A 26,834-nucleotide genomic window follows, 5' to 3' on the forward strand; every position below is an offset into this window, starting at 1 on the left:
GATGCGCAAGCGTTGGCCATCGGGACGCCGCGCCGCGTTGCTGTGGCGCCTACCGCCGCCGCTGACGCTGGCGCTGTTCTATCTCGCGGCGGTGCTGACCGGGGCGTTCCTGCTGTGGCTGCCGGTGTCGCATGTGCAGCCGCTCAGCTGGGGCGCGGCGGTGTTCACCTCGACCTCGGCGGTGACGGTGACCGGCCTGTCGCTGGTGGACGTGGGCAGCACCTTCACCCTGTTCGGCGAAATCGTGATCGCGGTCCTGATCCAGCTCGGCGGCCTTGGGCTGATGACATTCGCGGTGCTGCTGGTTTCGGCGCTGGGTATCCCGATCGGCCTGCCGCACCGTCTGGTGCTGCGCGAAGAGGTCAACCAGACCTCGGTCAGCAACCTGATGGGGCTGTTGCGGGTGATCGCCGCAGTCGCGCTGGCCTGCGAAGCGGCGGGCGCGGTTGTCCTGGCCACCGTCTTCGTGCCCGAGTTCGGCTGGGCCGAAGGTGGCTGGCATTCCGTCTTCCACTCGGTCTCGGCCTTCAACAATGCCGGGTTCGCGCTGTTTCCCGACGGGTTGGCGCACTGGGTCGGCAACCCGGTCATCAACCTCGCGATACCGCTGCTGTTCATCCTCGGCGGGCTGGGCTTCATCGTGCTGGGCGATCTCTGGCAGAAACGGCGCTGGTCCCGGCTGATGGTGCACAGCAAGCTGATGCTGGCCGGGACCGCGACGCTGATCGCGGTGGGCGGCCTGGGGTTCGCCGCGCTGGAATGGAACAACCCCGCCACGCTGGGCGCGCTGGACAGCACCGGCGCCCGGCTCTGGGCCAGCTGGTTCCAGGGGGTGACGCCGCGCACCGCCGGGTTCAACACGCTCGACATGGGCGGGATGCATGACAGCACCACCATCATGGTCATGACCCTGATGGTGATCGGCGGCGGCAGCACCTCGACCGCCGGCGGCATCAAGGTCACCACCGTGATCGTCCTGCTGCTGGCGACGATCGCGTTCTTCCGCCGCCGGACCGAACTCAACGCCTTTGGCCGGTCGCTGGGCATCGAGGAGATGATGAAGGTGATGGCGCTCACGACGATCTCCGTCGTCATCATGCTGACCGGTTTCTTCCTGATCTCGATCTCGCATGACGGCGAGTTTCTCGACCTCGCCTTCGAGGTCACCTCGGCCTTCGGCACCGTCGGGTTGAGCCGGGGCGCGACCGCCGAACTGGACGGGATCGGCCGGGCGCTGATCATGGCGGTGATGTTCGTGGGCCGGGTCGGGCCGTTGACGCTGGGGTTCTTCCTGGCGACGCGCAGCGTGCCGCGGGTGCGCTATCCCGCGGGCGAGGTCTATCTGGGATGACGCGGCACGCTGCGACCAATTCGCGGCTTGCCCGGAGGCTGCAAATCTAGGATATGTGGGCCAAACAGCGAGAGAGAGCCAATGCGCGCACGTATCTATCGTCCGGCCCGAAACGCCATGCAGTCAGGGACGGCCAGGACCCGGAACTGGGTTCTGGACTATGCGCCTGCCAGCCGCCGCGAGATCGACCCGCTGATGGGGTGGACATCCTCGCAGGACACCCAGACGCAGGTGCGGCTGCGGTTCGAAAGCAAGCAGGCCGCGCTGGATTATGCCCATGCCCACGGCATCGACGCGCAGGTGATCGACCCCAAGCCCCGCCAGGTCAATATCCGCCCCCGCGGCTATGGCGAAAACTTCGCCACCGACCGTCGCGGCCCCTGGACCCACTGAGCCGCCGGCGGCCACACCGCGCCTAGCGGCCGTGCTGGCCGGGCTTGGCCTTTCGCTGCAACTCCAGCATCTTCTGGCGGGTCTTCTCGGTTTCCCGGAAGGCCTGCGCGGCACCGGACAGATACTGTTTGGGCCATGACCGGTCATTGCGCGCGCCGTACCAGGCCGCGGCCTGATGGGTAAAGAACGGGTTCCACAGGTGGGGCCGTCCCAGCGCCACCAGATCGGCGCGGCGGGTGTGCAGGATCGTGTTCACCTGTGCCGCTTCGGTGATCGCGCCCACGGCCATCGTCGCCAGCCTCGGCACGTTGCGGACCGTTTCGGCCAGGTGGGTCTGGAACATGCGCCCATAGACCGGGGCCTGGTCTGGCACCGTCTGCCCGGCGGACACGTCGATCAGGTCGCACCCCGCGTCGTGAAACGCCTGCGCGATCGTGATCAGGTCCGGCTCGCTCAGCCCGCCGTCATGCCAGTCGGTGCCCGAGAGGCGCACCGACATCGGGCGGTCCCCGGGCCAGGCGGCCCGCATCGCCGCGAACAGCTCGAGTGGGAACCGCAGCCGGTTCTCGACCGTCCCGCCATAGGCGTCGTCGCGCCGGTTGGTCAGCGGCGACAGGAACGAGGCAAGCAGATAGCCGTGGGCGCAATGCAGTTCGAGCATGTCGAACCCGGCCCGCGCGGCCCGTTCGGTCGCCTGCACGAAATCGGCGCGGATCCGGTCCATCCCGGCGCGGTCCAGTTCCGCCGGCACCTGGCTTTCGCCGTCGAACCACGGCAGCGGCGAGGCCGACACCAGCGGCCAGTTGTCGCCCGGCTCGGCAATCGGATGATCCATCCGTTCCCATCCCAGCTGGGTCGATCCCTTGCGCCCGGAATGGCCCAGCTGCATCGCCACCTTCGCGGCCGAATTGGCATGGATGAAATCGACGATATCGGCCCAGCGCCGTTCCTGTTCGCCGGTCCACATGCCCGGGCAGCCCAGCGTGATGCGCGCCTCGGGTGACGGGCAGGTCATCTCGGTAAAGATCAGCCCCATGCCGCCGCGGGCGTGACCGCCGTAATGCACCTTGTGCCAGTCGGTCGGGTTTCCGTCGCGGTCGGCGCAATACTGCGCCATCGGTGACATCACCACGCGGTTGGCAAGCTCCATCCCGCGCAGCCGGAACGACGAGAACATCGGCGTCGGACGGGTGTCGCGGAGATCCTCGCCGGTATCGGCCAGGTGGCGGGCATACCATTCGTCATCCGCACGGCGCACGAAATCCGGGTCGCGGACGATCAGGTTATCATAGGTGATCGACTTGGCACGGCACATCACCACCATGGCGAACTGGTAGGGGTCCATGTCCCAGGACCGGTTCATGTGCTCGAACCAGGCCAGCGAGACATCGGCATTGTGCTGGATGATCTGGCACGGGGTGCGGCGCTCCTCGTCATAGGCGGCAAAGGCGGCCTGCACATCCGTTTCGGCATGCTCCAGCAGCGCATCCGACAGCGCGATGGCGCATTCCATCGCCAGTTTCGTGCCCGATCCGATCGAGAAATGCGCGCTGGCCTTGGCGTCGCCCAGGATCACGATGTTGTCGTGATACCAGGTTTCGCAGAAGATCCGCGGAAAGTTGCGCCAGTTCGACCGGTTCAGCAACAGCGGATGGCCCTGCAATTCATCGGCAAAGATCGCCTCGAGCCGGGCCTTCGATCCCTCTTCGTCGAACTCCTCGAACCCGTGGCCGGTCCAGGTCTCCTCGTCCATCTCGAAGACCCAGGTGGAATGGTCGCCTTCGTATTGATAGCAATGCGCAACCATGTGGCCGTGGTCGGTCTGCTTGAAGAAATAGTTGAATTCGCCCATCGGGCGGGTCGATCCCATCCAGCAGAACCGGTTGGACTTCCACGACAGGCTGGGCCGGAACGCATCGCGGTGATGGTCGCGGATGGCCGAGTTGATGCCGTCGGCGGCCACGATCACGTCGCTGTCGGCGAACCGGGTTTTCAGGGTGGCGGGATCGATGTCCACGCCGAACTCCATCCGGACCCCCAGTTCGGCACAGCGGCCCTGCAGGATGTTCAGCAGGGTATGGCGCGAGGTTCCGCAGAACCCGTTGCCCGCCACCCGCATTTCCTGGCCCTTGAAGTGGATCGCCACGTCATCCCAATAGGCGAACCGGTCGCGGATCCGCTCGAACACGGGTTTGTCGCGGCTCAGGAATTCGTCCAGCGTCTCGTCGGAAAACACCACGCCGAACCCGAACGTGTCATCGGCGCGGTTGCGTTCAAAGACCTCGACATCCCAGTCGGGCCGGGCCTTTTTCGTCAGCAGCGCCGTGTAGAGCCCGCCGGGGCCACCCCCGACAACCGTGATCTTCATGCCCCGACCCCCTGCCCGGCGGCGCCCGCCGCCCCGGCGATCGCCGCCGTTGCCTCGATCTCGATCAGCGCCTCATCCTCGATCAGCCCGGCGACCACCACCATGGTCATGGCCGGGAAATGGCGCCCCAGCACCCGGCGATAGACCTCGCCCACCTCGCGCTGGCGGTCGAGATATTCGCGCTTGTCGGTCACATACCAGGTCAGCCGGGTGATGTCGGCGGCCTGCCCGCCCGCGGCCTCGACCACATCCAGCACGTTGCGCAGCGCCTGTTCCATCTGGCCGATGAAATCCTTGCTCTCGAACACCTGCTGCGCGGTCCATCCGATCTGGCCGCCGACATGGAGCTCGCCGGCCTCGGTCAGAATCCCGTTGGCATATCCCTTTGCCTGGGCCCAGCCGTCGGGGTGGATAATACGATGCGTCATGTCGGCCTCCTTGTTGCCGGTCAAACTCCCAGGTAGCGGTCGGTGATTTCGGCACCGAGATCGGCCATCGGTCCATGCCAGACGGTTTCTCCCCGTTGCAGGACCACCGCCTGATCCGCCACCTGCCTCAATTCGCGCAGCGACTTGTCCACCAGCAGGATCGACAGCCCGCTGTCGCGTTTCAGCGTGGCGATGGCCGCCCAGATCTCCTGCCGGACGATCGGGGCCAGCCCCTCCGTCGCCTCGTCCAGCAGCAGCAGCCGCGGGTTGGTCATCAGCGCCCGCCCGATCGCCAGCATCTGCTGTTCGCCGCCCGACAGCTTTTCGGCCAACTGTCCGCGCCGCTCGCCGAGCCGCGGGAACAGCCGCACCAGCCGCGTCATGTCCCACGGGCCGGGCCGGGCCGCGGCGGTCAGGTTTTCCTCGACCGTCAGCCCCGCGAAGCAGCGCCGCCCCTCGGGCACCAGGCCCAGGCCCAGCCGCGCCGCCCGGTGCGGTGGCAGGCGGCGCAGGTCATGGCCGTCGAACCGGATTTCGCCGCCCGCCGCCGGGACCAGCCCGCAGAGCGTGCGGATGGTCGTGCTCTTGCCCATGCCATTGCGCCCCAGCAGTGCCAGGACCTCGCCCTCGTTCACGCGCAGCGTCACCTTGAACAGCGCCTGGCTGGCCCCGTAGAATGCCGATACCTCGGACAGCGACAGCAGGCTCATGCCTCATCCCCCAGATAGGCGCGGCGCACATCCGGATGGGTGCGGATCTCGTCCACGTTTCCGGTGGCGATGATGCGGCCGTAATCCAGCACGCTGATCCGGTCGGCCAGCGCAAACACCGCGTCCATGTCATGCTCGACCAGCAGGATCGGCGCCTGCGCGCGCAGCCCGTCGAGAAACTCGGTCAGCCGTTTCGACCCGCTGGCGCCCAGCCCGGCCATCGGTTCGTCCATCAGGAAGGCATGGGGCGAAAGCGTCAGCGCCACCGCCACCTCCAGCTGCCGGCGCTGGCCATGGCTGAGATCGGCGGTGCGCATGGCGGCCCGGTCGGCCAGCCCGACCCGGTCCAGCGCGGATTCCGCCACCTCGCGCAGGGCGGTATCGCGCAGCACCGGGCGGAAGAACCGGAATGGCCTGCCCTGCGCGCCCAGCGCACCGAGCATCGCGTTCTGCAGCACCGTATCCTCCATCGCCAGCGCCGAGATCTGAAACGTGCGCCCCAGCCCGAGCCGCGCCCGCTGCACCGTATCCAGCGCGGTCACGTCGCGGCCCAGGAACCGCACCCGTCCCGCATCGGGTTTCAGCCCGCCCGCGATCTGGGCGATCAGCGTCGATTTCCCGGCCCCATTCGGCCCGATCAGCGCATGGATTTCGCCGGGCCGCAGATCCAGGCTCACATCATCGGACGCTTTCAGCGCCCCGAAACTCTTGCAGATGCCCTCTACCGACAGGACCGTGTCAGTCATGGCGCCGCTCCCGTCCCGCCAGCGCGCCGATCAGCCCGCCCGGCGCATAAAGCACCACCGCCAGCAGCAGCAGGCCCAGATAGACGTGCCAGTATTCCGACAGCCCGCCCAGCACCTGTTCCAGGATGATGAAGGCCGCCGCCCCCGCCACCGGACCGAACAGCCGCGCGGTGCCGCCAAGGATCAGGAACACCATGATTTCGCCCGAGGTCTGCCAGCTGAACATGGACGGGCTGACGAACCGGTTGAGATCGGCGAACAGCGCGCCCGCCAGCCCGGTGACCGCGCCCGAGATGACAAAGGCCGTCAGCCGCAGCCGATAGGGCACCATGCCCACGGTCTCGACCCGCGCCGGTGCCTGCCGCGCCGCGTTCAGCGCCAGTCCGAAAGGCGACGCCGCCAGCCGCGCGGCCAGCCACAGTCCGGCGCAGAGCAGCGCATAGGCCAGCGCGAAGAACTGGATCGGGTCGAGCGTGTTCAGGCCGGGAAAGGAATTGCGCAGGTAGATCGACAACCCGTCCTCGCCGCCATAGGCGGGCCAGCTGATCGCGAAGTAATAGAGCATCTGCCCGAAGGCGAGCGTGATCATGATGAAATAGACGCCCGATGTCCGCAGGCTCAGCGCCCCGATCAGCAGCGCCGCCAGCGCCGAAAAGGCGACCGCCACCAGCCAGATCACCGGCATCGACTTGGTGCCCTCGATCAGCAGCGGCCATTCCGTCAGCGGCGCATAGGTCTGCGCGTGGCTGGCCAGGATGCCCATGGCATAGCCGCCAATACCGAAGAACGCCGCGTGACCCAGGCTGACCAGCCCGCCCAGCCCGAGCGCGATGTTCAGCCCCACGCCGGCCAGCGCCAGGATCGCCACCTTGGTCGCCATCGTGATGATGAACGGCTCGTCCGCGGCCCAGGCCCAGAGCGGCACCGCCAGCAGCGCCAGCGCCAGCGCGGTGTTTGTCAGCGTCTCGCGTGTCATGCCCGTTCCCCGTAGAGTCCGGTGGGCCGCAGGATCAGAACCACCGCCATCAGGATGTAGATCAGCATCGTCGCCAGCGCCGACCCCGTCGCGGTGGCCGCCGCGTTGTCCATGAACAGCCGGAACAGCTCCGGCAGCAGCACGCCGCCCAGCGTATCGGTCAACCCGACGAGGATCGCGCCCACCAGCGCCCCCTTGATCGACCCGATGCCGCCGATCACGATCACGACAAAGGCCAGGATCAGCACCGGCTCGCCCATGCCGACCTGGACCGACTGGATCGCGCCCACCAGCGCCCCCGCGAGTCCGGCCAGCGCCGCGCCCAGCGCGAACACCACCGTGTAGAGTTTCGAAATGTCGACGCCCAGCGCCGCGATCATCTCGCGGTCGGCCTCGCCGGCGCGGATGCGCACGCCCAGCCGGGTGCGCGATATCAGCAGGAACAGCCCGGCGGCGATCACGAGGCCCACCGCGATCAGCACCAGCCGGTAGAGCGGATAGAGGATGCCGCCTGGCAGGGTCACCGGCCCGGACAGCCAGGACGGAACGTCCAAAAACAGCGGCGAGGATCCGAACAGCCAGCGCGTGCCCTCGGAAAAGATCAGGATCAGCGCGAAGGTGGCCAGTACCTGGTCCAGATGGTCGCGCCCGTAGAGCCGCCGGATCACCGCGATCTCGACCACCGCCCCGGCGGCGGCCGCGGCGGCGATGCTGGCGGCGCTCGCCAGCAGGAACGACCCGGTGGCCCCGGCCACCGCGGCGGCGGCAAAGGCCCCGATCATGAACAGCGATCCATGCGCGAGGTTGATCAGCCCCATCACGCCGAACACCAGCGTCAGCCCGGCGGCGGTCAGGAACAGCATCACCCCGAACTGCAGCCCGTTCAGGATCTGTTCGATAAGCAGAATCGTGGTCATGTCAGGATGGGTTCCGCAGGGCGGCGCGGGACCCTGCCCCGCGCCGCCGGTTGCTTACATCTTGCAGTCGGACACATAGGCGTCGGCGTGGTCTTCGAGCGCCGTGCCGACGATGCGGTTGGTCAGCACATCGCCTTCCTTGATCACTTCACGCACATAGATGTCCTGCACCGGGTGATGGTTCGGCCCGAACTCGAAATCGCCGCGCACGCTGTCGAACTCGGCCGCCTCCAGCGCGGCGCGGAAGGCATCGGCATCCTTCACGTCCGCCTTGGCCATCGCCGACAGGATCAGGTTGGCCGTGTCATAGCCCTGGCTCGCATAGAGCGACGGCAACCGGCCGTATTCGGCCACGAAAGCCTCGACGAAGGCGGCGTTCGCGGGATTGTCCAGGTCCTTGTTCCACTGGCTGGTGTTATGCACGCCCAGCGCCGCGTCGCCCATCGCCTGCAGGATGTCCTGGTCGAAGCTGAAGGCCGGGCCGACCACCGGCAGGCCGATGCCGCTGTCGGCATATTGCTTGAGGAATGAGATTCCCATCCCGCCGGGCAGGAAGAAGAACACGCTGTCCGCGTCCGAGGCCCGGATCTGCGCCAGTTCCGCCGCATAGTCGGTCTGGCCCAGCTTGGTGAACAGCTCGCCCGCGATGTCGCCCTTGTAGGTCCGCTTGTAACCCGCCAGCGCGTCCTGCCCGGCCGGGTAGTTCGGCGCGAGGATGAAGCTGTTCTTGTAGCCCGCGTTGCTGGAATAGGCGCCCGCGGCCTCGTGCAGATTGTCATTCTGCCACGCGACGTTGAAATAGAGCGGGCTGCATCCCTTGCCGGCCAGCGCCGACGGCCCGGCATTCGGGGACAGGTAGAATTTTCCCTGCCCGGTCGCGGCGGGGATCACCGCCATCGCCAGGTTGGACCAGATGATCCCGGTCAGGATATCCACCTTTTCCGACTGGATCATCCGGTCGGCCAGTTGCACGGCGATATCGGGTTTGCGCTGGTCATCCTCGATCACCACCTCGAGATCGGGATTTCCCGCCTGTTTCACCGCCAGCATGAACCCGTCACGCACGGCGATGCCGAGGCTGGCGCCGCCGCCAGACAAGGTGGTGATCATGCCGACCTTGACCGGTTCGGCGGTGGCCATCGACGCGATCATCCCGATCGCGAGCGAAGCAACAAGTCCTTTTGCAGACATCTTTTCTTTCTCCCTGTTATCAATGGACGGCCCTTGCCGGGCCGCCCGGTTCATTGTGCGGCATACTGTGGTGCAGATGCCAGAAAGGTTCCATAGGCGCCCGCGTCGGGGTAGGAAAATTGCTCGGCCAGCGGGTTGGCGCGCTTGCGCGTCGTGGCACCTATGTCGGCCAGCAATTCGTCGAAATGACGGAAATGGAACGGGGCCGAACACAGCCCGCCATAGACCTGCGCGGCGGGACGTTCCCGGCGGCGCCAGTCCAGCATCGCGTCGATATTGGCGCGCATGTCGTCCTCGCCGGGCTGGTTGGCCAGCTTGCCATCCGCATAGCGCACCAGCCAGTTGGCGATCATTTCCGCCGACAGGACCGTGCAGAAGCTGGAGTTGAAACCGATGAAGCCCATGTCGGGCAGGTCCGGGTTCACCGACAGCCGGTAGACGCGATACTGCCCGTCCGGCTCGATCAGGCGGGCACGGTGCTTTTCGGGCAGAAACGGCACGCCGAGCTTCCAGCCCACCGCCAGCACGGCCACGTCGCAGCCTACGGTTTCGCCGGTCGACAGCACCACGCCATCGCCCTCGAACCGCTCGAATGTGCCGCGCACGGGCCGGATCGACCCGTCGCGAAAGCCCTCGAACAGCCCCGGCGTCACGATCGGCAGCGAACAGGAGGCCTCTTTTTCGATCGGGCTGTCGGGCACCATGTCCCATTTCTTCAGGCCCAGCTGCAGTTTCAGCATGGTTTCGAGCCCGCGGAAATTGGCCCAGACCAGCGGCTTGGTGATCGCCGCGACGGCGCGCGTCAGCCCGGAGCGGCCCCAGCCGTTGAACTGCGATTCCTGCGCCCGCATGTAGAGCAGGTGCTTGAAGTTTATCCCGCCGATGAAATAGGGCAGCCGCCAGACATTTTCGCGATAGACCATGGTGACCTGCGCCGCGCCGTTGCGGGCCGCGTTCACCGCGAGATCGGTGGCCGATTTCGAACCGCCCAACACCACGACGCGCTTGCCCCGCGCCTGTTCGGGATCGCAGTAATCCGAACTGTGCATCACCTGCCCGCCCCGGGCGATGAACGCCTCCTGCCCCGGAAAGCTGAGGATGTTCTTGTCGGAAAACTGGCCCGTGGCGACGGCGACGAAATCGAATTCTTCCTGCCGGGTCTGCCCGGCCTCCTCGATGGTCAATGTCCAGCCCGGCTGCCCGTCGGCGCGCCGGTCCATCGTCACCACATTGCTGTTCAGGCGGAACAGGCGGCCCAGCCGGTGCTTGTCGGCATAGGCGTGCAGATAGGCGTGCACCTGCGGTCCCTTGGGCCATTCCGGATAGCTGTCCGGCATCGGCAGGTCGGTAAAGCGATAGAGATCCTTGGGGCTCTGGGTCTGCACGTCGGGATAGGACCGCGAAGGTTCCCACACGCCACCGAAATCATGGGTCCGCTCGAACCCGATGACGCGGTGGCCGCGCTCGTCGAACGCCTTGGCTGCCGCCAGGCCCGACACCCCGCCGCCGATCACCGCAACTGTCTTGCGCTTTGCCATCGGCCCGCCCTCAGCCCGCATCCGGCGGCGGCAGGAAATCGACCTCGTGCAGGGCCGACAGCCGCACCAGTTCCTGGGGGTCGGTCACGCCGTCCAGCACCCCGAACAGGTCAAAGAGCTTGCGCGCGGGCGCCACGCCGAAGACGCAGGTGGCCTCGGCGCCGGACCGGTTGAAGATCCCGTGCGCGATGCCGCGCGGCATCCGGATCGTGTCGCCCGGCCCGGCCTTGTGGACCTCGGCGCCGAACTCGACCTCCATCTCGCCGGTCAGCATGTAGATCCATTCGTCCTGGGTCGGATGCACATGCGGCGGCACGAACGTGTCCGCCGGAACGGTCGCGTGCCAGATGAACACGTTGTCGGAATGCAGCTTGGGCGTATAGGTATGCCCGACCACGTTCCATGACACGTCACCGAGCCCGGATGCGGCCGGCGTGATGCCCTGAGTTTCGTTCATGTCGTTCCTCCCTTGCTTGATCTCGCCACGCTAGTCCTGCCGCAGCCGGAACCGCTGGATCTTGCCGCTCTGGGTCTTGGGCAAGGCTTCGGTGAACACCACGCTGCGCGGGTATTTGTAGGGCGCGATGGTCGCCTTGACGTGATCCTGCAGCGCCTTTGCCATCGCGTCGCCGGCGTCATGGCCTGCCGCCAGCACCACATGGGCCTGCACGATGTTGCCGCGCGCTTCGTCCGGCGCGCCGATCACCGCGCATTCCGCCACCGCAGGGTGGGACAGCAGCGCCGCCTCGACCTCGGGACCGGCGATGTTGTAGCCGGCGGACTGGATCATGTCGTCGTTGCGGGCGGCGAAATGGAGATAGCCATCCGCATCCATGATGAAACTGTCGCCGGTGACGTTCCAGCCGTCCCGGACATAGTCGCGCTGCCGGTCGTCGGCCAGATACCGGCACCCGGTCGGCCCGCGCACCGCCAGACGGCCCACGGTGCCCGGCGGCACCTCGTTGCCCGCATCGTCGATCACCCTGGCCTCGTAGCCCGACACCGGCCGCCCGGTGCAGGCGGGGCGGTGATCGTCGAACCGGTTGGTGACGAAGATATGCAGCAGCTCGGTGGCGCCGATCCCGTCCAGCATCGGCTTGCCCGTCCTGGCGATCCAGTCGTCATAGACCGGCGCGGGCAGGGTTTCGCCCGCCGAGACGGCCGCGCGCAGGCTGGACAGATCCGCGCCCGCCTCCATCGCCGCCAGCATGGTGCGATAGGCGGTCGGCGCGGTGAAACAGACGGTTGCGCGATAGGTCTGGATGATCTCGACCATGTTGGGGGGCGAGGCGTTTTCCAGCAGCGCCGCCGCCGCGCCGAACCGCAGTGGGAACACCGCCAGCCCGCCCAGCCCGAAGGTAAAGGCCAGCGGCGGCGATCCGACGAACACGTCATCGGGCGTGACCGCCAGCACCTCGCGCGCATAGCCATCGGCGATGATCAGCAGGTCGCGGTGGAAATGCACCGTCGCCTTGGGGCTGCCGGTGGTGCCGCTGGTGAACCCCAGCAGCGCCACGTCGTCCCGGCCGGTGTCGACCGCGTCGAACAGCACCGGTTTCTCCAGTGCCAGCCGGTCCAGTTCGGCATCGTGGTTCGAGGTGCCGTCAAACCCGACCACCGATTTCAGGAACCCGCTGTCCTTGGCGCAGGCCACCAGTTCGTCCATCAGCCGCGTGTCGCACAGCGCATGGCTGATCTCGGCCTTGTCGACGATCTTGGCCAGTTCTCCCGCGCGCAGCATCGGCATCGTGTTGACCACCACCGCGCCCGCCTTGGTCGCGGCCAGCCAGCACGCCACCATCGCCGGGTTGTTGGCCGACCGGATCAGCACCCGGTTGCCCGGCCGCACGCCCAGGTCCTCGACCAGCACATGGGCCAGGCGGTTGGTCCAGTCCGACAGTTCCTTGTAGGTGCGCCGCCGCCCGTTCCCGATAAGCGCAACATGATCGCCAAACCCCTGGGCGACCATCCTGTCGGTCAGTTCGACCCCGACATTCAGCCGGTCGGGGTAATCGAACCCGTCCAGCAGCAGGTCGGGCCACTGATCGGCGAGCGGCAGGTTGTCGCGCGTGAAGCTGTCCTCATGTGCCGACGGTCCCAGCATGGGTCACTCGTTTGCCTCAGGCGGCAGGAAATCCACCTCGTGCTGCGCCGACAATTCGACCACGCGGTCGACATCCTCGAGATCGTGCAGGGCCTCGAACAGCTCTTTCAGCTGGCGGGCCGGCGACACCCAGAACAGCGCCCGCGCCGGTTTGTCGGACTTGTTGAAATAGCCATGCGGGATACCTTTCGGCATCCGCACCAGGTCGCCGGCGCGCGCCTTGCTCCAGACCCCGTCGAGCTTCAGGTCCAGCTCGCCCTCCTGCACCAGGATGAACTCGTCCTGGGTGGGGTGGATATGCACCGGCACGAACTGGCCCGGTTCGCTGTTGGTCTCGAAGGCGAATGTCGTCTCGCAGACCGCCTTGGGATAATAGGTCTGCCCCAGGATGTTCCACACCACGCCGTCATAGCCGGTGCCGTTTTCGGTAATGCCCTTTTCAAGTTCCACTGTGGTTCCTCCCCTTTGGAATTTCAGCCCAGGTAATTCAGCCCATGGCCATCATGGTATGTTTCGCGATCACGACGCGCTGGACGTCGCTGGCCCCTTCATAGATGCGCAGGGCGCGGATATCGCGGTAGAGCTCCTCGACCTTCTCGCCGCGCCGCACCCCGTCGCCGCCATGCAGCTGCACGGCCATGTCGATCACCTTCTGCGCCTGCTCGGTGGAAAACAGCTTGGCCATCGCCGCCTCGCGGCTCACCCGGGTGGCGCCGGTATCCTTGGTCCACGCGGCGCGATAGACCAGCAGCGCGGCGGCATCCACGTCCAGCGCCATGTCCGCGACATGCCCCTGCACCATCTGCAGATCCGCCAGCGGCGCGCCATTCACCTGCCGGGTGGCGATGCGGGTCAGCGCCTCGTCGAGCGCCCGGCGCGCGAATCCCAGCGCCGCCGCCGCCACGGTCGAGCGGAACACGTCCAGCACCGACATCGCCACCTTGAACCCCTCTCCCGGCGCGCCCAGCATCGCCGATGCCGGCACCCGGCAATCGACGAAGCGCAGCCGCGCCAGCGGATGCGGCGCGATCACCTCCAGCCGGTCGGCAATCTCGAATCCCGGCAGGCCGGCCGGCACGACAAAGGCCGACAGCCCCCTGGCCCCGGGCGCCTCGCCGGTGCGCGCAAAGACGGTATAGACATCCGCGATCCCGCCGTTGGAAATCCATGTCTTTTCGCCGTTCAGCACATAATCGCCGCCATCGCGCCGGGCCGTCATCACCGACCGCGCCACGTCCGACCCCGATTGCGGCTCGGTCAGCGCAAAGGCCGAGATCGCCCGCCCCGACCGGGTCAGCGGCAGCCATTCCGCCTGCTGCTCCGGCGTCCCGAAGAGCGATATCGCCCCGGTGCCCAGCCCCTGCATGGCAAAGGCGAAATCCGCCAGCCCGTCATGGCGCGCCAGGGTTTCCCGGATCAGGCAGAGCGTGCGCACATCCAGCCGCTCGCCCGCCCCGGCCCCGCTGTGGCGCAACCAGCCGCCCGCGCCCAGGTCCGCCACCAGCGCCCGGCAGGCCGCATCCACGTCGCCATGGTCCACCGCGCCCAGATGCGCCGCCGCCCAGGTCTCGAGCCCGTCCGCCAGCGCCCGGTGTTCGTCGCCGAAAAACGGCCAGTCGAGAAAGCTCCGGTCAGGCATCGCGCGTGCTTCCCTTCCTCTTGCCGGAAATATCCCCGCCGGAGGCTCCCGCCGCTTGTCCCTTGCGCAGCATCCGCATGGTTCAATCCCCCTCGAACACGGGCGTTTGCTTCGCCACAAAAGCGCGGTAGGCCCGTTCGAAATCACCCGTCTGCATGCAGATCGCCTGCGCCTGCGCCTCGGCCTCGATCGCCTGTTCGATCGACATCGACCATTCCTGCGCCAGCATGGTCTTGGTCATCATGTGGCCGAAATTCGGCCCCGCCACCAGCTGCGCGGCCAGCGCGCGGGCATCCGCCTCCAGCCTGTCCGCCTCGACCAGCCGGTTGTGGAACCCCCAGGCATGGCCCTCGTCGGCCGACATCGACCGGCCGGTATAGAGCAGCTCCGCCGCCCGCCCCTGCCCGATGATCCGGGGCAGGACCGCGCAGGCCCCCATGTCGCAGCCCGCCAGCCCGACACGGGTGAACAGGAACGCCACCCGGGCCTGCGGCGTCGCGATCCGCAGATCCGACGCCATCGCGATGATCGCCCCCGCCCCGACGCAGATCCCGTCGATGGCCGCGATCACCGGCTTGCCGCAATTCACCATCGACTTGACCAGGTCGCCGGTCATGCGGGTAAAGGCCAGCAGCTCCTTCATGTTCATCCGGGTCAGCGGCCCGATGATGTCATGCACGTCCCCGCCCGAACTGAAATTGCCCCCGTTTGAGGCAAAGACCACCGCCTTCACGTCATCGGAATAGGCCAGATCGCGGAACCAGTCGCGCAGTTCCGCATAGCTCTCGAAGGTCAGCGGGTTCTTGCGCTCGGGCCGGTCCAGCCGCACCGTGGCGATACCGTCCTCGATCGTGCACAGGAAATGGGTGGTGTCGGCGGCGGTCATGATCTTCCCTCTGTCAGAATACGGTCCAGCGTCGCGGTCATCGCGCCGGCCTCGTCGGCATCGAGCGCGCTCAGGAACCTGTCGACCCAGGTCTCGTGGCGGGCGGCCTGGCGGGTGAATTCCTCTTTGCCCTTGCGGGTCAGGCGGACCCGGTTGGCGCGGCGGTCGCCCGGCACCGGTTCGCGCAGCACATGGCCGTCTTCGACCAGCCGCTCGACAATGCCGGTGACATTGCCGTTCGAAACCTTCAGCAAGCCCGACAATTCGCTCATCTTCAGCCCGCCCGCATTGCGCGCCAGCGCGCTCATCACGTCGAACCGGGGCAGGGTCGAGGCGAACTCGGTCCTCAGGTTCTCGCGCAGGCCGGATTCCAGCGTGCGCGTGGTCTTGAGCAGCTTCAGCCAGAGGCGCAGCCGGGCCTTGCTGCCCGGCCCGGTATCAGGGCAGGGATCTGGGCGGGGATCGGGCACAGTCATATCTCTCCTCCCGTGAGGGCGAGGGTGTGGCCGTTCACGGACCGGGCCGCCCCGGAGCAAAGCCAGCGCACCGCGCCCGCGACCTCGTCCACCTGGATGAACCGGTCCTGCGGATTGCCCTTGCGCAGCGATTTCGCCGCGGCATCGCGGGAAAGACCGGTCTTGTCGCAGATATTGGCGATCGAGCGGTCGAGCATGGGGGTTTCGATGAAACCCGGACAGATGGCGTTGACGGTGATGCCGCTGCGGCCCAGTTCCATCGCCAGCGCCCGGGTCAGGCCGACAACCCCGTGCTTGGCGGCACAATACCCCGCGACATAGGGATAGCCCTTGAGCCCGGCGGTCGAGGCGATGGCGATCATCCGCCCCTCGCCCGCGGCCTCCATATCCGCAAACCCCGCCTGAAAGGCGTTGAACACGCCCCCGAGGTTCACCTCCAGCATCGACCGGAACCCCTCGGCAGTCATCTGGCCAAACGGAGTGCTTTCGGCGGCGCCCGCATTGGCCACCACCACGCCGACCGGCCCGTTGAGACCACGCGCCCGGTCAAAGGCGGCCCGCACCGCCGCCGCGTCGGTCACGTCGCAGGTGAACCAGCCGATGAACCTGTGCTGTTCGGCAACCTCGCGCAGCGGCGCCTCGCGCCGGCCCAGAACCGTGACCCGCGCCCCGGCCCGGGCCAGTTCCGCCGCGATCGCGGCCCCGGTTCCGGTGCCGCCCCCCGTCACGACTGCGTGTTTGCCGTCCAGCCCCATCCCCTCCCTCCTGAAGATGTATGCCAGGGGCAGGATTCCACGGGTCGGTTAAAATTTCAAGCTTGAATATTTTATACTCAAAGTTTTTCCATCGATCACCCAAGGACCGCTGTCACCATCCGCAATGGCGGCCCGTTGCCGCGGTTCGCATGTGGGTGGTCATGGACATGCGGCGGGGACCGGCCGGATCATTGCGGGAACCGCTCGGCGCGCGGTGCCAGGCCGGACGGGTCGAGCCCCTGGTCGATGATATCGCCCGGCACCGCCCGCCCCTCGGCCAGCGCGGCGGCGAGCCGCCCCAGCGCGGGCGCGGTCTGGATGCCATAGCCGCCCTGCCCCGCCAGCCAGAAAAACCCTTCGGCCCGCGGGTCATACCCGACCACCGGGCAACCGTCCGCCACGAAACTGCGCAGACCCGCCCAGGACCGCTCGATCCGGCGCACTGACAGTTCGCAGGCGGTTTCGATTCGATCCACAGCAATGGCGATATCCATGTCGTCGGGCCAGGCATCGCAAGGCGGCGTCGGCGTTTCGTCAGCCGGTGAGATCAGCAGCTTGCCCGCTTCGGGCTTGAGATAGAACTGCTCTTCGATATCCACCAGCATGCGCAGTCCGGCCAGGTCCAGCCCGAACGGGGCCTCGACGATGGCGGCCGAGCGGCGCCTGGGCTGCAACCCGGTGGCGACCGCGCCGGCCATCGACCCCAGTTCGTCGGCCCAGGCTCCGGCGGCGTTGACGACGATCCCGGCCCTGATCGGTCCGGCGCGGGTCTCGATCTCCCACGCATCGCCAACCCGCGCCAGCCCGGTCACGCCCGCGCGCAGCCGCAGATCGCCGCCGGCGGCCCGGACCTGGCGCAGGAACCCCATGTGCAGAGCGTTCACGTCGATGTCGCGTGCGGCGTCATCCCACATCGCCGACACGGCGTAGCCATCGCGCAGCAGCGGACACAGCTCGCGCGCCCGCGCACCATCCACGACCTGCGCAGGGCCGTTCGGCCCGATCTCGTCCATCATCGCCTCGAGAGCCCCCAACTGGTCGGCCCGCGCCGGCATCACCATGCCGCGCGGCGTCAACAGCGGGTGATCGGCGAAGCCGGCGGGAGGCGACAGATAGAACGCCTCGGATGCCCGCGACAGCGCCCGGATCGGCGCCGGCCCGTAGGTCATCGAGAACAGTGCCGCGGACCGCCCGGTGGCGTGATGCCCCGGCGCATCCTCCATTTCGAGCAGGACGACCCGCCCGCGCGCCCCGAGCGCCGCCGCAAACGAGGCCCCGGCGATCCCGGCCCCGACAATCGCGATGTCAAACTGCTCTGCAGACATCTGATCCCCCGTCATCTGCGATTCGACCGTCACGCTAACAGCAGATTTTCTTATCCGAAATCTCGATTTTCGTGTTCGAAAGTCTCTGGATACCGCACCCCGCCTTGCCCAACTCTGAACCCATGGCCCACCGCGTCGACCACCCCCGCGACCTCGACTGCTATGTCTGCCGCGAGGGGCAGGAATATGTCCATGCGATCGCGGGCGCGGCGACGATCCTGTTCGAACGCCACCGGCCGGTGCATCCGGCGACCGGCGAAAGCGCCTGTTTCGACAGCGCCCAGCCGCATCTCTGCCTGCCGCGCGGCGAGCAGGACGCGCGGATCCCGGTCGTCTGCGCCGGACCCGATACCGCGGCAAAGCTGCTCCAGAAATATGGCGAAACGCCCTGACAGACGCACCGCGCGAGGCGCGATTTTGGCCTTGCGTTGCCCCCCGCGACCCGCTACCTGAACCGGCACGGTCGGAGTGTAGCTCAGCCTGGTAGAGCACTGTCTTCGGGAGGCAGGGGTCGTGAGTTCGAATCTCGCCACTCCGACCAACTTAACTGCACATGGTATCAAACGCTTGCGCGCGTGACACTTATCTCGTGTCATTGAGTGCGCAATCGTCCGCTGCGGCTCCGCTGCACTCACCGAGTCGCACAGCCCTGCAACGCACGGAGATGCAGCAGATGGCAACGGTGGTGAAGCGGCCAAGCGGCAAGTGGCAAGCGACGGTGCGCAGCGGTGGAGCAAGCCGCAGCAAGTCGTTCACGATGCGCACAGATGCGGTGAGGTGGTCACGTGAGACAGAGTTACAAGCAGAGCGCGGCGAGTTGCATGACACTCGCGCGCCCGTTGCCACGGCGATATCACTCGGTCAAATACTTGAAAGGTTCCGTGATCAGGTCACGCCGACGCGCGCGCACGCAGATGTTGAACGGTGGCGCATTGATGCGATGAGACGCACGAAGCTGGCATGGACGACACTGGACAAGTTGACCGCAGCCGACGTGGCGAAACACCGAGATGCACGGTTGAAAAAAGTGAAGCCGGGAACCGTGGTCCGTGAGTTATCGTTGCTGCAGTCAGCCATCGACCTTGCATGCGATGAGTGGCATCAAGCAAAGCACTTGCCGAACGGCAATCCACTTCGACAGGTAGGCAGGACGCGCGTTGATGACCGACGTGAGCGCAGGCTGCGACCGGGCGAGTGGCAGCAGTTGCTTGATGCCATCGACGACAGGCGATCACCGCTGATGCGTCCGCTTGTCGTGCTTGCCCTAGAAACCGGCATGCGGCGCGGTGAGTTGCTGTCGTTGCAGTGGAAGAACGTGGATCTCGACAGGCGAACTGCGCTGTTGCCAAAGACGAAAAATGGCCATGCCAGGACGGTGCCATTGTCGCCCCTCGCCGCCGAGACGCTGGCCAAGTTGCAACGCACTGATACGCGGGGGAGTGTCCTGAAATCTGTGTATCTGGCCCGGCCCATGCGGTTTCAGATACTCAAGCGTCGAAGCGCTCGCCGAACATTATGGCGAACTGATTGCGGGCTGCAAACCATTCCCGGACGTTTCGGCCATCCTTTTCGAACTTGCGGATTGCCAGGTAGATCAGCTTGGTCGCGGCCTCGTCGGTCGGGAAGGAACCCCGCGTCTTGATCGATTTGCGGATCACGCGGTTCAGGCTTTCTATGGCATTCGTCGTGTAAATGATCTTCCGGATCGCCGGATCGAAGGCAAAGAACGGGATCACCTCCTGCCATGCCCGGCGCCAGGCCGGGGCGATGGACGCGTATTTCCCGGCCCATTTCTCCTCGAAGGCGTCGAGCTCAGCTTCAGCCAAATCGGCGGTCGGGGCGCTGTAAATCCGGCGCAGATCGGCGGCCACGACCTTGCGGTCCTTCCAGGAGCAGAAGTTCAGAGAATGGCGCACCAGATGCACGATGCATGTCTGGACCATGGCGTCCGGGAAGGCCGCCGTGATCGCTTCGGGGAAGCCCTTGAGCCCGTCGACGACGGCGATCAGGATGTCCTGCACGCCCCGGTTCTTCAACTCGTTCATCACCGAGAGCCAGAACTTGGCACCCTCATTCTCGGCGATCCACAGGCCCAGAACCTCACGGCTCCCATCACGGGTGACGCCCAAGGCGACGTAGACCGCCTTGTTCTTCACCGTTCGGCTGTCGGCATCACGGATCTTCACCCGCAGCGCGTCGAAGATCACGATGGGATACATCCGGTCCAGCGCGCGGCTCTGCCATTCCCTGACCTCGTCCAGAACGGCGTCGGTGACGCGGCTGATCAGGTCGGGGGAAACCTTCAGGCCGTAAAGATCGAGCAGGTGGGCCTGGATGTCCCGCACCGTCAGCCCGGCCGCATAAAGCCCGACGATCTTGTCATCGATTCCATCGATCCGGGTCTGGCCCTTCTTCACCAGCTCCGGCTCGAAGCTGCTGTCGCGGTCGCGGGGCACCGCCAGCGGCAGTTCGCCGTCCTGACCCTTCAGCACCTTGGTCGAGGCGCCATTCCGGCGGTTGGTCTGACCGGGTGGAGCGTCTTTGCCTTCCTCGTAGCCAAGATGCGCTGTCAGTTCGGCACCCAGCATCCGCTCCATGAGCTTGATCTTCAGCTCTTTCATCAGCCCGGCATCGCCGAGCAGGTCTTCAGGGCGCTCCACGCCCTTCAACAGTTCGTCCAGAATTTCTTTCGAGATGCTCATTCATGCTTCCTTTCGGTGAAGCATGAACCGGATCAGTCATACACAGAAGATCGGACACTCTCATACGCGGTGCTTACCCTTGGCACCTCGCCACTTCCGTTCGTTCGCATTGGTCGCGCGGTTCGTTACCGCCTGCGCGATGTCGTAGAGTGTGAGCGGCGTGGTCTGGTTGCGCAACGAACACGAGGCGAGAAGGAAATACCGCGATGAACCCGCTCGCTGACCAGTTGGCCACGTTCGACGTGCACCCCGATGACCGCGCGTTACTCGACAAGATCGCTACCCGGTACTCACATACGACCGAAAGCGGTTGCTTCACCCAAGGGCGAGACGGTGATGAACCTCGCGCTCATGCGCCAGATTGATGAACAATTCCTTGAGACAGCAAGCACGCCGAACCCGGCTACCAAAATCCAACCCGCAGACTCACGTTATGAACGTGGGACCAGCAGGGGGCAGGTCAGCTGCAGGAAACCCAACGAAACGATGCCCCAGGCACACAGAAACGAACCGCGGCGCCGCTGATCAGAATTATGCTTGTTCCCCACGCCAATGACGGATAAACCCGCCGGCGGAGACGTGGCCGAGTGGTCGAAGGCGCTCCCCTGCTAAGGGAGTAAACGGGGAACCGTTTCGAGGGTTCGAATCCCTTCGTCTCCGCCATTTCACGGCTAACCTGCTGATATAAAACGATACTGGTTTTCGGGAAGGCCGAAATCCGCGCCCTGGTACAGTCAACTGGTACAGTGAGGGCAAGGATGGCCACGATACCAAGGCTGGTTACACGCGGGCGAACCTTCTATTTTCGCGCCTCGGTTCCACAGGATTTGTGGGATGCTGCGGGCCGAAAAGAGGTTAAGATTTCGTTAAGGACTGCTGAGCGATCATTGGCTCTCATGCGATGCCGCACGATCAGCAATCATGTTGATCTCGTGGTGACGGAGGCGCGGAGGATGGTTCAGGGTCAGGACACAGCAATAGATCAGGCGATCCGCGACTATTTCCGTGAGGCGCTGGACTGGGGTCAGGAGTTTGCCGACATCTTCGCGCCCGAAGCTGAGGTGGATGTTGAGGATTGCATCGCCACCCTTGAGACACGGCTCGCCCTCCTTCGTCGGCGTCTTGCGGTCCGCTTCTGCGCGAAGACCTGTTCATCCTGCTGGACGCGCTTGGGGACGATCCCCGCGCCCTCAGGGATCGGGCCTTGCTGCTGATCGGGTGGGCAGGTGGTTTTCGATCCTCCGAGTTGGTTGGACTTGATCTGAATGATGTCGAAGAGGTCCGGGAAGGGCGAGTGCTGCACCTGCGCCGCTCCAAAACCGATCAGATGGGGCAAGGCCGCAAGATCGGCATTCCGCTTGGTCGAACCCGCCATTGCCCAGTCGCCGCGTTGTCGGCGTGGCTGGGTATCCTCAACAAGGACGAAGGCCCAATCTTTCGCCCCGTTGACCGCCACGGGAATGTGCAACCCGACCGCTTGCGCGCCGACGCCGTGTCCACCATCCTGGAGTTCCCCCGGTTTGGTAGACGGTTATGGGCTTAGAGATTCCAGCCCTTCAGCAGCGGTCCTTTCATAGTTGATCGGTGACTTATACCCCAAAGCCGAATGTCGGCGAGAGGGGTTGTACCAGCCTTCGATGAACTCGAAGCAGGCAACGCGGGCCTCGGCCTTGGTGCGGAACTTCCTGCGTTCGAGCAACTCACATTCGAGGGTGGCGAAGAAGCTCTCGCACATGGCGTTGTCGTAACAATCGCCCACCGATCCCATCGACGGCCTGACACCCATTTCCTTGCAGCGCAGCCCAAAGGCGACCGACGTGTATTGCGACCCCTGATCCGAATGATGGATCACACTCGATGGCTTTCGCTGCGTGACGGCCATGTTCATCGCATCCAGTACCAGTTGCGTTCTCTGCCGTGTGCCCATGGCCCAGCCGACAACACGGCGGCTGAAGGCATCCAGTACGACAGCCAGATACAGAAAGCCCGCCCAGGTCGGCACAAAGGTGATGTCGGCCACCCAAAGCACGTTCGGCGCATCAGCATAGAAGTTGCGATCCACCAGATCGGCGGCAGGGCGCACCCTTGGATTACGTTCGGTGGTCACCACGAACTTGCGTCGGCTGACGCCTCTCAAGCCCTTGGCTAGCATCAGCCGCTCGACACGCTTGCGACCAACGAAGATGCCTTCATCGGCCAGCTCGGCGTGAATGCGGGGCGCCCCATAGGTCTCTTTCGATGCCTTGTGGATCGTCGCGATCCGCTTGCTCAACGCCTCATCGGCAACCTGGCGAACACTCGGCGGGCGGCTGTGATAGGCATAGAACCCGCTGCGGGACACCCCCAGCGTGCGTGACATCATCTGGATCGGGTACTCGGCCTGATTTGCGGTCATGAACTCGAAGACCTGCGCGATGTCACGTCGTTTTGTGCAAACCAGGCCGCGGCCTTTGAGAGGATATCGCGCTCCTGGCGCAACTGCTTCACCTCACGCCGAAGCTGGCGCAGCTCGTCACGTTCTGCACTGGTCAGGCTGCTCGGATCATCACCATCATCGGCAGTTGCCTGCCTGACCCACTCGTGGATCGTGGCAGCGCAGGGTTCATACTCCCGCGCCAAACTTTCAACACTGCGCCCGGTGCGCACAAGCGCAACCATCTGCTCCCTGAATTCCGCAGGGTACGGGTTCCTCGTTCTCGGCATGACAAACACTCTCCTTCATCAGTGAAAAGGTGTCCATCAAACCGGGGGAACTCCAACTCCACTTTGGGAAGTACTTAGGCATTACCAGGAAGCGTAAGAGGCCACCGACAGCCGCACGACAGGCTGCCAACTTCTTCAGCCGTGAGTGATCTGACAAACCACGGCTTGCGGCCCGAAGCAGCCGTATCAGCGGCTCTCCGCGAGTGGCCGGTTTCAGCCCAAAGACGACATTGATCTGATCTACTCGAGTCGGGACAAAAAATGCCGCCAAACTTTCCATCAACTCTCAAGGAACCCGTATACTCGATTTAGTGTCGCAATAAGTCCTTGGAAAAAACCCGGCGCGGTTACCTGAGCCAATCTTCGCGCTGTCGCCTTACCTTGGCGTGGCGGCGCTCGGTGGCAACCAGTGTCTTTTTTCATACGTGTAGCCAAGCTTGCGAAGGAACTTGCCGATGGCGTTGGGGTGGGCCTGTACCCCAGTTGCGGCGAGCAGGGCCGCAGCAAGTTCGGACATCGTGATATCACCGTCCTGGCCGATGATCTCGGCAAAGAAGGCCCGGTGCGGGTCGAGCTTTCCCTTCCCCCTGGGGCGGCCCTGCGGCGCTACTCGCGCCTGACCCGTGCGCCGAATGGACCGTGCCCATCGCGCACCGGTCGCCGGTGACAGCGTCAGTCGCAACGCTGCCGCCCGCCCGCTTAACCCATCTTCAATCAATCTCTTAAACCGCGCCCGAAGCGCCTCAGGCAAAGGTGCCGACATGATCCATCCTCCTGAAAAAGAGGATTCACAAAATCAGCGGGATGGGAATCCCTGCGATTCAGGTTTCAGGTGGAACGCTTTAGCTCACAGTTCCTTGCCCTGCTTCACTGCGTTCCCCCTCTGGGTTGTGGACGAGATCCAAACCGCACAAGGGCGATTGCATCGTGGCAAGCCGCACCTTGGACACTGACGCTGCTATCAGTGAATTGGTCCGCTTGGCAACTTACACCGGCTGAATGTCACGCGGCGAAGACGGCGCAGAGAGGTTCGCCGCCCGGCCTGCCCCGGGATCGGGCATCGCCGCGCATTGGGTGGCCGGCACGCCAATCATGTCCCGATGGCCAGCCGGGTCCGGCCGCGTAAAGACCAACGAACCCGCCGGGGTCCGTGGCCCAGCCGTTTGCGGGATTGGATAGTGTCAGGGTTTACCTGCACTTGCGCTCCAACAGCCAAACCGGATTGGCGACTTCGATCATCTAGGACGATGCGGACAACGGAACCGGCGTCACTCGGTTTTGGGGGCGCCCTGATCCGCCCGATCCAGGATCTGCGACAGGCGGAACCAGAAGAACTCGGACCCCATGTATCCTTCGAGCCGGCCGCGTTCGGCGCCGTCCTCGACCAGCACGAAGGTCGGCGTGAAGATGACCGGCGAGGCAAAGGTTATGTCCGCGGGCAGGTTGTGGATATCGGCCCGGCGCAGGGGGGCGCGGCGGCCTTCCTCGGTCTTGGGATAGGCGGGTGCGATTTCGGCATTCCACCTTGCGCACCATTCACAGCCCTCGCGTTCGACCATGACCAGTTCCATCGCGCCGGCCGTCAGCGGGAATACGATCAGCAAGAAGGCCAGAACACGGAGCATGGGAGAGCCGATTGACGTCCAAACACGCATCACATATTCATGATAGGAAATTTTCTCAAGGAGTCCATGGGGATCGCGACATGATGGATGTTTCGATTGTCAGTGCGCTCGTTGGCGGTCTGATCGTGTTCTTCTCGCCCTGCGTGCTGCCGATCGTGCCGTTCTATCTCAGCTACATGGCCGGGGCGTCGATGTCCGAGATCAGCGCCGAAGGCGAACTTGCGCCGGGCGTGCGCCGGCGCGCCTTCCTGGCTTCGGTGATGTTTTCGCTGGGAATCATCACCGTCTTCGTGCTGCTGGGGGCGGCTGCCTTCGGGCTGAGCAAGGCGTTCCGCAGCCACCAGACCGAGTTTCGCCTGGTCGCGGCGCTGATCGTGCTGGTCATGGGGCTGCATTTCCTCGGCGTTCTGCGCATCGGCTTTCTCAACCGCGTGTTTCAGGTCGAGGCGGGCGACACAACCAACATGTCGGTTGCCGGCGCCTATCTGGTGGGTTTCGCCTTTGCCGCCGGCTGGACCCCCTGCGTCGGCGGCGTGCTGACGGCGGTGGTGTTCACCGCCAGCACCGAGGCGACGGCGATGCGCGGGCTGGTGCTGATGCTGGTGTTCGGATTTGCGATGACGGCGCCTTTCGTCGTGGCGTCGCTGTTCATCGGGCCGTTCCTGCGCTTCGTGTCGAGGTTTCGCAGGCATCTGCCCAAGGTCGAAAAGGCGATGGGCCTGCTGCTGATCCTGTTCGCAGTGCTGATCGCCACCGACAGCGTGAATTACATCGCGCAATGGATGCTCGACACGTTTCCGGTCTTCCGGAACATCTAGACCATGAGGAGGCTTCCCATGACCCGACTGCTGACCCTGATCACCGCCCTGTTCCTGGCATGTCCGGCCCTGGCCGCGGAAATCGGCGATGACGGCCTGCACAAGACCGGCTGGATGCGCGACACGTTCAAGGATCTGCCCGCCGATCTGGACGAGGCCAACGCGGAGGGCAAACGCCTGATGATCCTCGTCGAGCAGCGCGGCTGCATCTATTGCGCACGGATGCATGAAAACGTGTTTCCGCGTCCCGAAATCGACAGCTATATCCGCGACAATTTCTTCGTGGTGCAGATGAACCTGCATGGCGACACCGAGATCACCGATTTCGACGGCGAGAGCCTGACCGAGAAACAGGCGGTGCGCAAATGGGGGCTGCTGTTCACGCCCTCGGCCCTGTTCCTGCCCGAGGAGGTGTCCGCCGGCCAATCCGCCGCCGACGCGGCGGTGGCGCTGATGCCGGGCGCCTTCGAGGCGGGGACCACGCTCGACATGCTGACCTGGGTGAACGAGAAGCGCTATGACCTCGACGGCGACGAAGATTTCCAGCGCTATCACGCGCGCCGCATCAAGGAGCGGGGCACCCCCGACTGACCATGACCTGACCACGGCCCGGCCCCGGGGAAACATTCGCGCATCGGAATTCGACCTTGATATATGCGGCCGGGCCTCTAATGATGCATGAAAAATATGTGTTGGGAGGACGCATGAAACAGATAATCGCGACAGTCATTGCCGTCGCCGTTCCGGCCATGGCCGCCACGGCGGACGAAACCGCGCCCGCAGACGTGGTCAACGCGGATGGCATTGTCGAACAATCCCTGACCGGCGTTCCCGGCGATCCGGAGAACGGCGCGGTCATCATGAAGACCAAATCCGCCGGCAACTGCATTTCCTGCCACGAGGTGACGGCGCTGAAGGATGCGCAATGGCACGGCAATATCGGCCCCGTGCTGGACGGTGCCGGCGACCGCTGGGAAGAGGCGCAGCTGCGCGCGATCCTCACCGATGCCAAGTCGGTGTTCCCGGATTCGATGATGCCGTCCTACTACAAGGTCGACGGCTTCACCCGGCCGGGCGACGCGTTCACGGGAAAGGCACCCAGCGGGCCGCTTGAACCGCTGCTGAACGCACAGCAGATCGAAGATGTGATCGCCTTCCTTCTGACCCAGAAGGAAAGCTGACG

General features: G+C 65.2%; 28 protein-coding genes, 2 tRNA genes and 1 pseudogene. 11 read left to right on the top strand and 20 right to left on the bottom strand.

The features are described from left to right. The first annotated feature begins 1 nt into the window (after nt 1). Complete coding sequence (locus tag C6Y53_RS04970) at nt 2–1,351, top strand: TrkH family potassium uptake protein (protein ID WP_106471426.1); 1,350 nt, start codon at nt 2–4, stop codon at nt 1,349–1,351. An 81-nt stretch (nt 1,352–1,432) separates the two neighbouring features. Continuing rightward, complete coding sequence (locus C6Y53_RS04975; protein WP_106471427.1) at nt 1,433–1,744, top strand: ETC complex I subunit; 312 nt, start codon at nt 1,433–1,435, stop codon at nt 1,742–1,744. A gap of 22 nt (nt 1,745–1,766) precedes the next feature. Here C6Y53_RS04975 and C6Y53_RS04980 read toward each other — a convergent pair whose 3' ends face one another. From C6Y53_RS04980 to C6Y53_RS05055, 16 genes are all read right to left on the bottom strand, one after another. Then, nucleotides 1,767–4,112, bottom strand: coding sequence for an oxidoreductase (locus tag C6Y53_RS04980; RefSeq protein ID WP_106471428.1), 2,346 nt, complete (start codon nt 4,110–4,112; stop codon nt 1,767–1,769). Continuing rightward, nucleotides 4,109–4,540: a RidA family protein gene (locus tag C6Y53_RS04985; protein ID WP_106473964.1), complete on the bottom strand. Its 432-nt coding sequence runs from the start codon at nt 4,538–4,540 to the stop codon at nt 4,109–4,111. The genes C6Y53_RS04980 and C6Y53_RS04985 overlap by 4 nt, the downstream gene beginning before the upstream one ends. A gap of 20 nt (nt 4,541–4,560) precedes the next feature. Then, a complete protein-coding gene (locus C6Y53_RS04990; protein WP_106471429.1) occupies nt 4,561–5,250 on the bottom strand; it encodes an ABC transporter ATP-binding protein in 690 nt (229 codons plus the stop codon). After that, nucleotides 5,247–5,996, bottom strand: coding sequence for an ABC transporter ATP-binding protein (locus C6Y53_RS04995; RefSeq protein WP_106471430.1), 750 nt, complete (start codon nt 5,994–5,996; stop codon nt 5,247–5,249). Before C6Y53_RS04995 ends, C6Y53_RS04990 begins: the two co-directional genes overlap by 4 nt. Beyond that, on the bottom strand, nt 5,989–6,972 hold the full coding sequence (locus tag C6Y53_RS05000) for a branched-chain amino acid ABC transporter permease (protein WP_106471431.1): 984 nt from the start codon (nt 6,970–6,972) through the stop codon (nt 5,989–5,991). The genes C6Y53_RS04995 and C6Y53_RS05000 overlap by 8 nt, the downstream gene beginning before the upstream one ends. Continuing rightward, entirely contained in the window at nt 6,969–7,889 is a 921-nt protein-coding gene (locus C6Y53_RS05005) for a branched-chain amino acid ABC transporter permease (RefSeq protein WP_106471432.1), read from the bottom strand. The genes C6Y53_RS05000 and C6Y53_RS05005 overlap by 4 nt, the downstream gene beginning before the upstream one ends. Nucleotides 7,890–7,943: 54 nt before the next feature. Then, a complete protein-coding gene (locus C6Y53_RS05010; RefSeq protein WP_106471433.1) occupies nt 7,944–9,080 on the bottom strand; it encodes an ABC transporter substrate-binding protein in 1,137 nt (378 codons plus the stop codon). Nucleotides 9,081–9,130: 50 nt separating this feature from the next. Further along, the gene (locus C6Y53_RS05015; protein WP_106471434.1) at nt 9,131–10,618 is read right to left on the bottom strand and encodes a flavin-containing monooxygenase; all 1,488 of its coding nucleotides are present in this window, start codon (nt 10,616–10,618) and stop codon (nt 9,131–9,133) included. A 10-nt stretch (nt 10,619–10,628) separates the two neighbouring features. Next, nucleotides 10,629–11,075, bottom strand: a complete 447-nt coding sequence (locus tag C6Y53_RS05020; protein ID WP_106471435.1) for a cupin domain-containing protein — start codon at nt 11,073–11,075, stop codon at nt 10,629–10,631. Between the two features lie 30 nt (nt 11,076–11,105). After that, a complete protein-coding gene (locus C6Y53_RS05025) occupies nt 11,106–12,722 on the bottom strand; it encodes an AMP-binding protein (protein WP_106471436.1) in 1,617 nt (538 codons plus the stop codon). Between the two features lie 3 nt (nt 12,723–12,725). Beyond that, nucleotides 12,726–13,172: a cupin domain-containing protein gene (locus tag C6Y53_RS05030; protein WP_106471437.1), complete on the bottom strand. Its 447-nt coding sequence runs from the start codon at nt 13,170–13,172 to the stop codon at nt 12,726–12,728. A gap of 37 nt (nt 13,173–13,209) precedes the next feature. Continuing rightward, nucleotides 13,210–14,361: an acyl-CoA dehydrogenase family protein gene (locus C6Y53_RS05035; protein WP_106471438.1), complete on the bottom strand. Its 1,152-nt coding sequence runs from the start codon at nt 14,359–14,361 to the stop codon at nt 13,210–13,212. 82 nt (nt 14,362–14,443) lie between these two features. Then, nucleotides 14,444–15,247 carry an enoyl-CoA hydratase family protein gene (locus C6Y53_RS05040; protein WP_106471439.1) on the bottom strand — a complete coding sequence of 268 codons (804 nt, stop codon included), beginning with the start codon at nt 15,245–15,247 and terminating at the stop codon, nt 14,444–14,446. Continuing rightward, nucleotides 15,244–15,723 carry a MarR family winged helix-turn-helix transcriptional regulator gene (locus tag C6Y53_RS05045; RefSeq protein WP_106471440.1) on the bottom strand — a complete coding sequence of 160 codons (480 nt, stop codon included), beginning with the start codon at nt 15,721–15,723 and terminating at the stop codon, nt 15,244–15,246. The genes C6Y53_RS05040 and C6Y53_RS05045 overlap by 4 nt, the downstream gene beginning before the upstream one ends. After that, nucleotides 15,720–16,478 (bottom strand): SDR family NAD(P)-dependent oxidoreductase, encoded by a 759-nt coding sequence (locus C6Y53_RS05050; RefSeq protein WP_106471441.1) that lies wholly within the window; start codon nt 16,476–16,478, stop codon nt 15,720–15,722. The genes C6Y53_RS05045 and C6Y53_RS05050 overlap by 4 nt, the downstream gene beginning before the upstream one ends. 188 nt (nt 16,479–16,666) lie before the next feature. After that, entirely contained in the window at nt 16,667–17,803 is a 1,137-nt protein-coding gene (locus C6Y53_RS05055) for an NAD(P)/FAD-dependent oxidoreductase (RefSeq protein ID WP_106473965.1), read from the bottom strand. A 122-nt stretch (nt 17,804–17,925) separates the two neighbouring features. Here C6Y53_RS05055 and C6Y53_RS05060 point away from each other — a divergent pair, with 122 nt between their 5' ends. The 3 genes and pseudogenes from C6Y53_RS05060 to C6Y53_RS21415 all read left to right on the top strand — a co-directional run. Continuing rightward, a complete protein-coding gene (locus tag C6Y53_RS05060; RefSeq protein WP_106471442.1) occupies nt 17,926–18,195 on the top strand; it encodes a cupin domain-containing protein in 270 nt (89 codons plus the stop codon). Nucleotides 18,196–18,267: 72 nt separating this feature from the next. Beyond that, nucleotides 18,268–18,344, top strand: a tRNA-Pro gene (locus tag C6Y53_RS05065). 399 nt (nt 18,345–18,743) lie between these two features. Next, nucleotides 18,744–19,160: pseudogene (locus C6Y53_RS21415) on the top strand (tyrosine-type recombinase/integrase); the annotation flags it as partial. Between the two features lie 130 nt (nt 19,161–19,290). Here the strand turns inward: C6Y53_RS21415 and C6Y53_RS05075 are convergent. Further along, a complete protein-coding gene (locus C6Y53_RS05075; protein WP_106471444.1) occupies nt 19,291–20,505 on the bottom strand; it encodes an IS256 family transposase in 1,215 nt (404 codons plus the stop codon). Nucleotides 20,506–21,078: 573 nt separating this feature from the next. Between C6Y53_RS05075 and C6Y53_RS05080 the strand changes: the two genes are divergently transcribed. The 3 genes from C6Y53_RS05080 to C6Y53_RS05090 all read left to right on the top strand — a co-directional run bounded on the left by C6Y53_RS05080 (nt 21,079) and on the right by C6Y53_RS05090 (nt 22,048). Then, nucleotides 21,079–21,168 (top strand) — tRNA-Ser (locus tag C6Y53_RS05080). Between the two features lie 95 nt (nt 21,169–21,263). Next, nucleotides 21,264–21,719: a DUF6538 domain-containing protein gene (locus tag C6Y53_RS05085; RefSeq protein WP_149615458.1), complete on the top strand. Its 456-nt coding sequence runs from the start codon at nt 21,264–21,266 to the stop codon at nt 21,717–21,719. After that, complete coding sequence (locus C6Y53_RS05090) at nt 21,710–22,048, top strand: site-specific integrase (protein ID WP_244614945.1); 339 nt, start codon at nt 21,710–21,712, stop codon at nt 22,046–22,048. Before C6Y53_RS05085 ends, C6Y53_RS05090 begins: the two co-directional genes overlap by 10 nt. On the opposite strand, the gene C6Y53_RS05095 is transcribed toward C6Y53_RS05090, so the two are convergent. The 3 genes from C6Y53_RS05095 to C6Y53_RS05105 all read right to left on the bottom strand — a co-directional run bounded on the left by C6Y53_RS05095 (nt 22,037) and on the right by C6Y53_RS05105 (nt 24,833). Beyond that, nucleotides 22,037–23,208, bottom strand: a protein-coding gene (locus tag C6Y53_RS05095; protein WP_425300264.1) for an IS3 family transposase whose coding sequence is annotated in 2 segments (ribosomal slippage) — nt 22,037–22,950 and nt 22,950–23,208 — 1,173 coding nt in all. Because the reading frame shifts where the segments join, the coding sequence is not laid out codon by codon here. The genes C6Y53_RS05090 and C6Y53_RS05095 overlap by 12 nt on opposite strands. A 376-nt stretch (nt 23,209–23,584) precedes the next feature. Continuing rightward, nucleotides 23,585–23,971: a transposase gene (locus C6Y53_RS05100; protein WP_106471447.1), complete on the bottom strand. Its 387-nt coding sequence runs from the start codon at nt 23,969–23,971 to the stop codon at nt 23,585–23,587. Nucleotides 23,972–24,476: 505 nt separating this feature from the next. Continuing rightward, on the bottom strand, nt 24,477–24,833 hold the full coding sequence (locus C6Y53_RS05105) for a thioredoxin domain-containing protein (RefSeq protein WP_106471448.1): 357 nt from the start codon (nt 24,831–24,833) through the stop codon (nt 24,477–24,479). An 80-nt stretch (nt 24,834–24,913) separates the two neighbouring features. On the opposite strand from C6Y53_RS05105, the gene C6Y53_RS05110 reads away from it, so the two are divergent. The 3 genes from C6Y53_RS05110 to soxX all read left to right on the top strand — a co-directional run bounded on the left by C6Y53_RS05110 (nt 24,914) and on the right by soxX (nt 26,832). Continuing rightward, nucleotides 24,914–25,651, top strand: coding sequence for a cytochrome c biogenesis CcdA family protein (locus tag C6Y53_RS05110; protein ID WP_106471449.1), 738 nt, complete (start codon nt 24,914–24,916; stop codon nt 25,649–25,651). 18 nt (nt 25,652–25,669) lie between these two features. Further along, nucleotides 25,670–26,242, top strand: coding sequence for a thioredoxin family protein (locus tag C6Y53_RS05115; protein ID WP_106471450.1), 573 nt, complete (start codon nt 25,670–25,672; stop codon nt 26,240–26,242). A gap of 113 nt (nt 26,243–26,355) precedes the next feature. After that, a complete protein-coding gene (gene soxX, locus C6Y53_RS05120; protein WP_106473966.1) occupies nt 26,356–26,832 on the top strand; it encodes a sulfur oxidation c-type cytochrome SoxX in 477 nt (158 codons plus the stop codon). Nucleotides 26,833–26,834 lie beyond the last annotated feature (2 nt).

The sequence above is a fragment of the Pukyongiella litopenaei genome (genome assembly GCF_003008555.2).
In the GTDB taxonomy this organism is placed as follows: Bacteria; Pseudomonadota; Alphaproteobacteria; order Rhodobacterales; family Rhodobacteraceae; genus Pukyongiella; species Pukyongiella litopenaei.

Excerpts from the sequence above, each read along its gene's own strand:
- C6Y53_RS05045 (WP_106471440.1), bottom strand. The coding sequence starts at position 15,723 with ATGACTGTGCCCGATCCCCGCCCAGATCCCTGCCCTGATACCGGGCCG.
- C6Y53_RS05005 (WP_106471432.1), bottom strand. The coding sequence starts at position 7,889 with ATGACCACGATTCTGCTTATCGAACAGATCCTGAACGGGCTGCAGTTC.
- C6Y53_RS05085 (WP_149615458.1), top strand. The coding sequence starts at position 21,264 with ATGGCCACGATACCAAGGCTGGTTACACGCGGGCGAACCTTCTATTTT.
- C6Y53_RS04980 (WP_106471428.1), bottom strand. The coding sequence starts at position 4,112 with ATGAAGATCACGGTTGTCGGGGGTGGCCCCGGCGGGCTCTACACGGCG.
- C6Y53_RS05010 (WP_106471433.1), bottom strand. The coding sequence starts at position 9,080 with ATGTCTGCAAAAGGACTTGTTGCTTCGCTCGCGATCGGGATGATCGCG.
- C6Y53_RS04990 (WP_106471429.1), bottom strand. The coding sequence starts at position 5,250 with ATGAGCCTGCTGTCGCTGTCCGAGGTATCGGCATTCTACGGGGCCAGC.
- soxX (WP_106473966.1), top strand. The coding sequence starts at position 26,356 with ATGAAACAGATAATCGCGACAGTCATTGCCGTCGCCGTTCCGGCCATG.
- C6Y53_RS05105 (WP_106471448.1), bottom strand. The coding sequence starts at position 24,833 with ATGCTCCGTGTTCTGGCCTTCTTGCTGATCGTATTCCCGCTGACGGCC.
- C6Y53_RS05055 (WP_106473965.1), bottom strand. The coding sequence starts at position 17,803 with ATGTCTGCAGAGCAGTTTGACATCGCGATTGTCGGGGCCGGGATCGCC.
- C6Y53_RS05000 (WP_106471431.1), bottom strand. The coding sequence starts at position 6,972 with ATGACACGCGAGACGCTGACAAACACCGCGCTGGCGCTGGCGCTGCTG.
- C6Y53_RS05075 (WP_106471444.1), bottom strand. The coding sequence starts at position 20,505 with ATGAGCATCTCGAAAGAAATTCTGGACGAACTGTTGAAGGGCGTGGAG.
- C6Y53_RS05060 (WP_106471442.1), top strand. The coding sequence starts at position 17,926 with ATGGCCCACCGCGTCGACCACCCCCGCGACCTCGACTGCTATGTCTGC.
- C6Y53_RS05110 (WP_106471449.1), top strand. The coding sequence starts at position 24,914 with ATGATGGATGTTTCGATTGTCAGTGCGCTCGTTGGCGGTCTGATCGTG.
- C6Y53_RS05020 (WP_106471435.1), bottom strand. The coding sequence starts at position 11,075 with ATGAACGAAACTCAGGGCATCACGCCGGCCGCATCCGGGCTCGGTGAC.
- C6Y53_RS04970 (WP_106471426.1), top strand. The coding sequence starts at position 2 with ATGCGCAAGCGTTGGCCATCGGGACGCCGCGCCGCGTTGCTGTGGCGC.
- C6Y53_RS05040 (WP_106471439.1), bottom strand. The coding sequence starts at position 15,247 with ATGACCGCCGCCGACACCACCCATTTCCTGTGCACGATCGAGGACGGT.
- C6Y53_RS04995 (WP_106471430.1), bottom strand. The coding sequence starts at position 5,996 with ATGACTGACACGGTCCTGTCGGTAGAGGGCATCTGCAAGAGTTTCGGG.
- C6Y53_RS04975 (WP_106471427.1), top strand. The coding sequence starts at position 1,433 with ATGCGCGCACGTATCTATCGTCCGGCCCGAAACGCCATGCAGTCAGGG.
- C6Y53_RS05035 (WP_106471438.1), bottom strand. The coding sequence starts at position 14,361 with ATGCCTGACCGGAGCTTTCTCGACTGGCCGTTTTTCGGCGACGAACAC.
- C6Y53_RS05115 (WP_106471450.1), top strand. The coding sequence starts at position 25,670 with ATGACCCGACTGCTGACCCTGATCACCGCCCTGTTCCTGGCATGTCCG.
- C6Y53_RS05100 (WP_106471447.1), bottom strand. The coding sequence starts at position 23,971 with ATGTCGGCACCTTTGCCTGAGGCGCTTCGGGCGCGGTTTAAGAGATTG.
- C6Y53_RS04985 (WP_106473964.1), bottom strand. The coding sequence starts at position 4,540 with ATGACGCATCGTATTATCCACCCCGACGGCTGGGCCCAGGCAAAGGGA.
- C6Y53_RS05025 (WP_106471436.1), bottom strand. The coding sequence starts at position 12,722 with ATGCTGGGACCGTCGGCACATGAGGACAGCTTCACGCGCGACAACCTG.
- C6Y53_RS05015 (WP_106471434.1), bottom strand. The coding sequence starts at position 10,618 with ATGGCAAAGCGCAAGACAGTTGCGGTGATCGGCGGCGGGGTGTCGGGC.
- C6Y53_RS05050 (WP_106471441.1), bottom strand. The coding sequence starts at position 16,478 with ATGGGGCTGGACGGCAAACACGCAGTCGTGACGGGGGGCGGCACCGGA.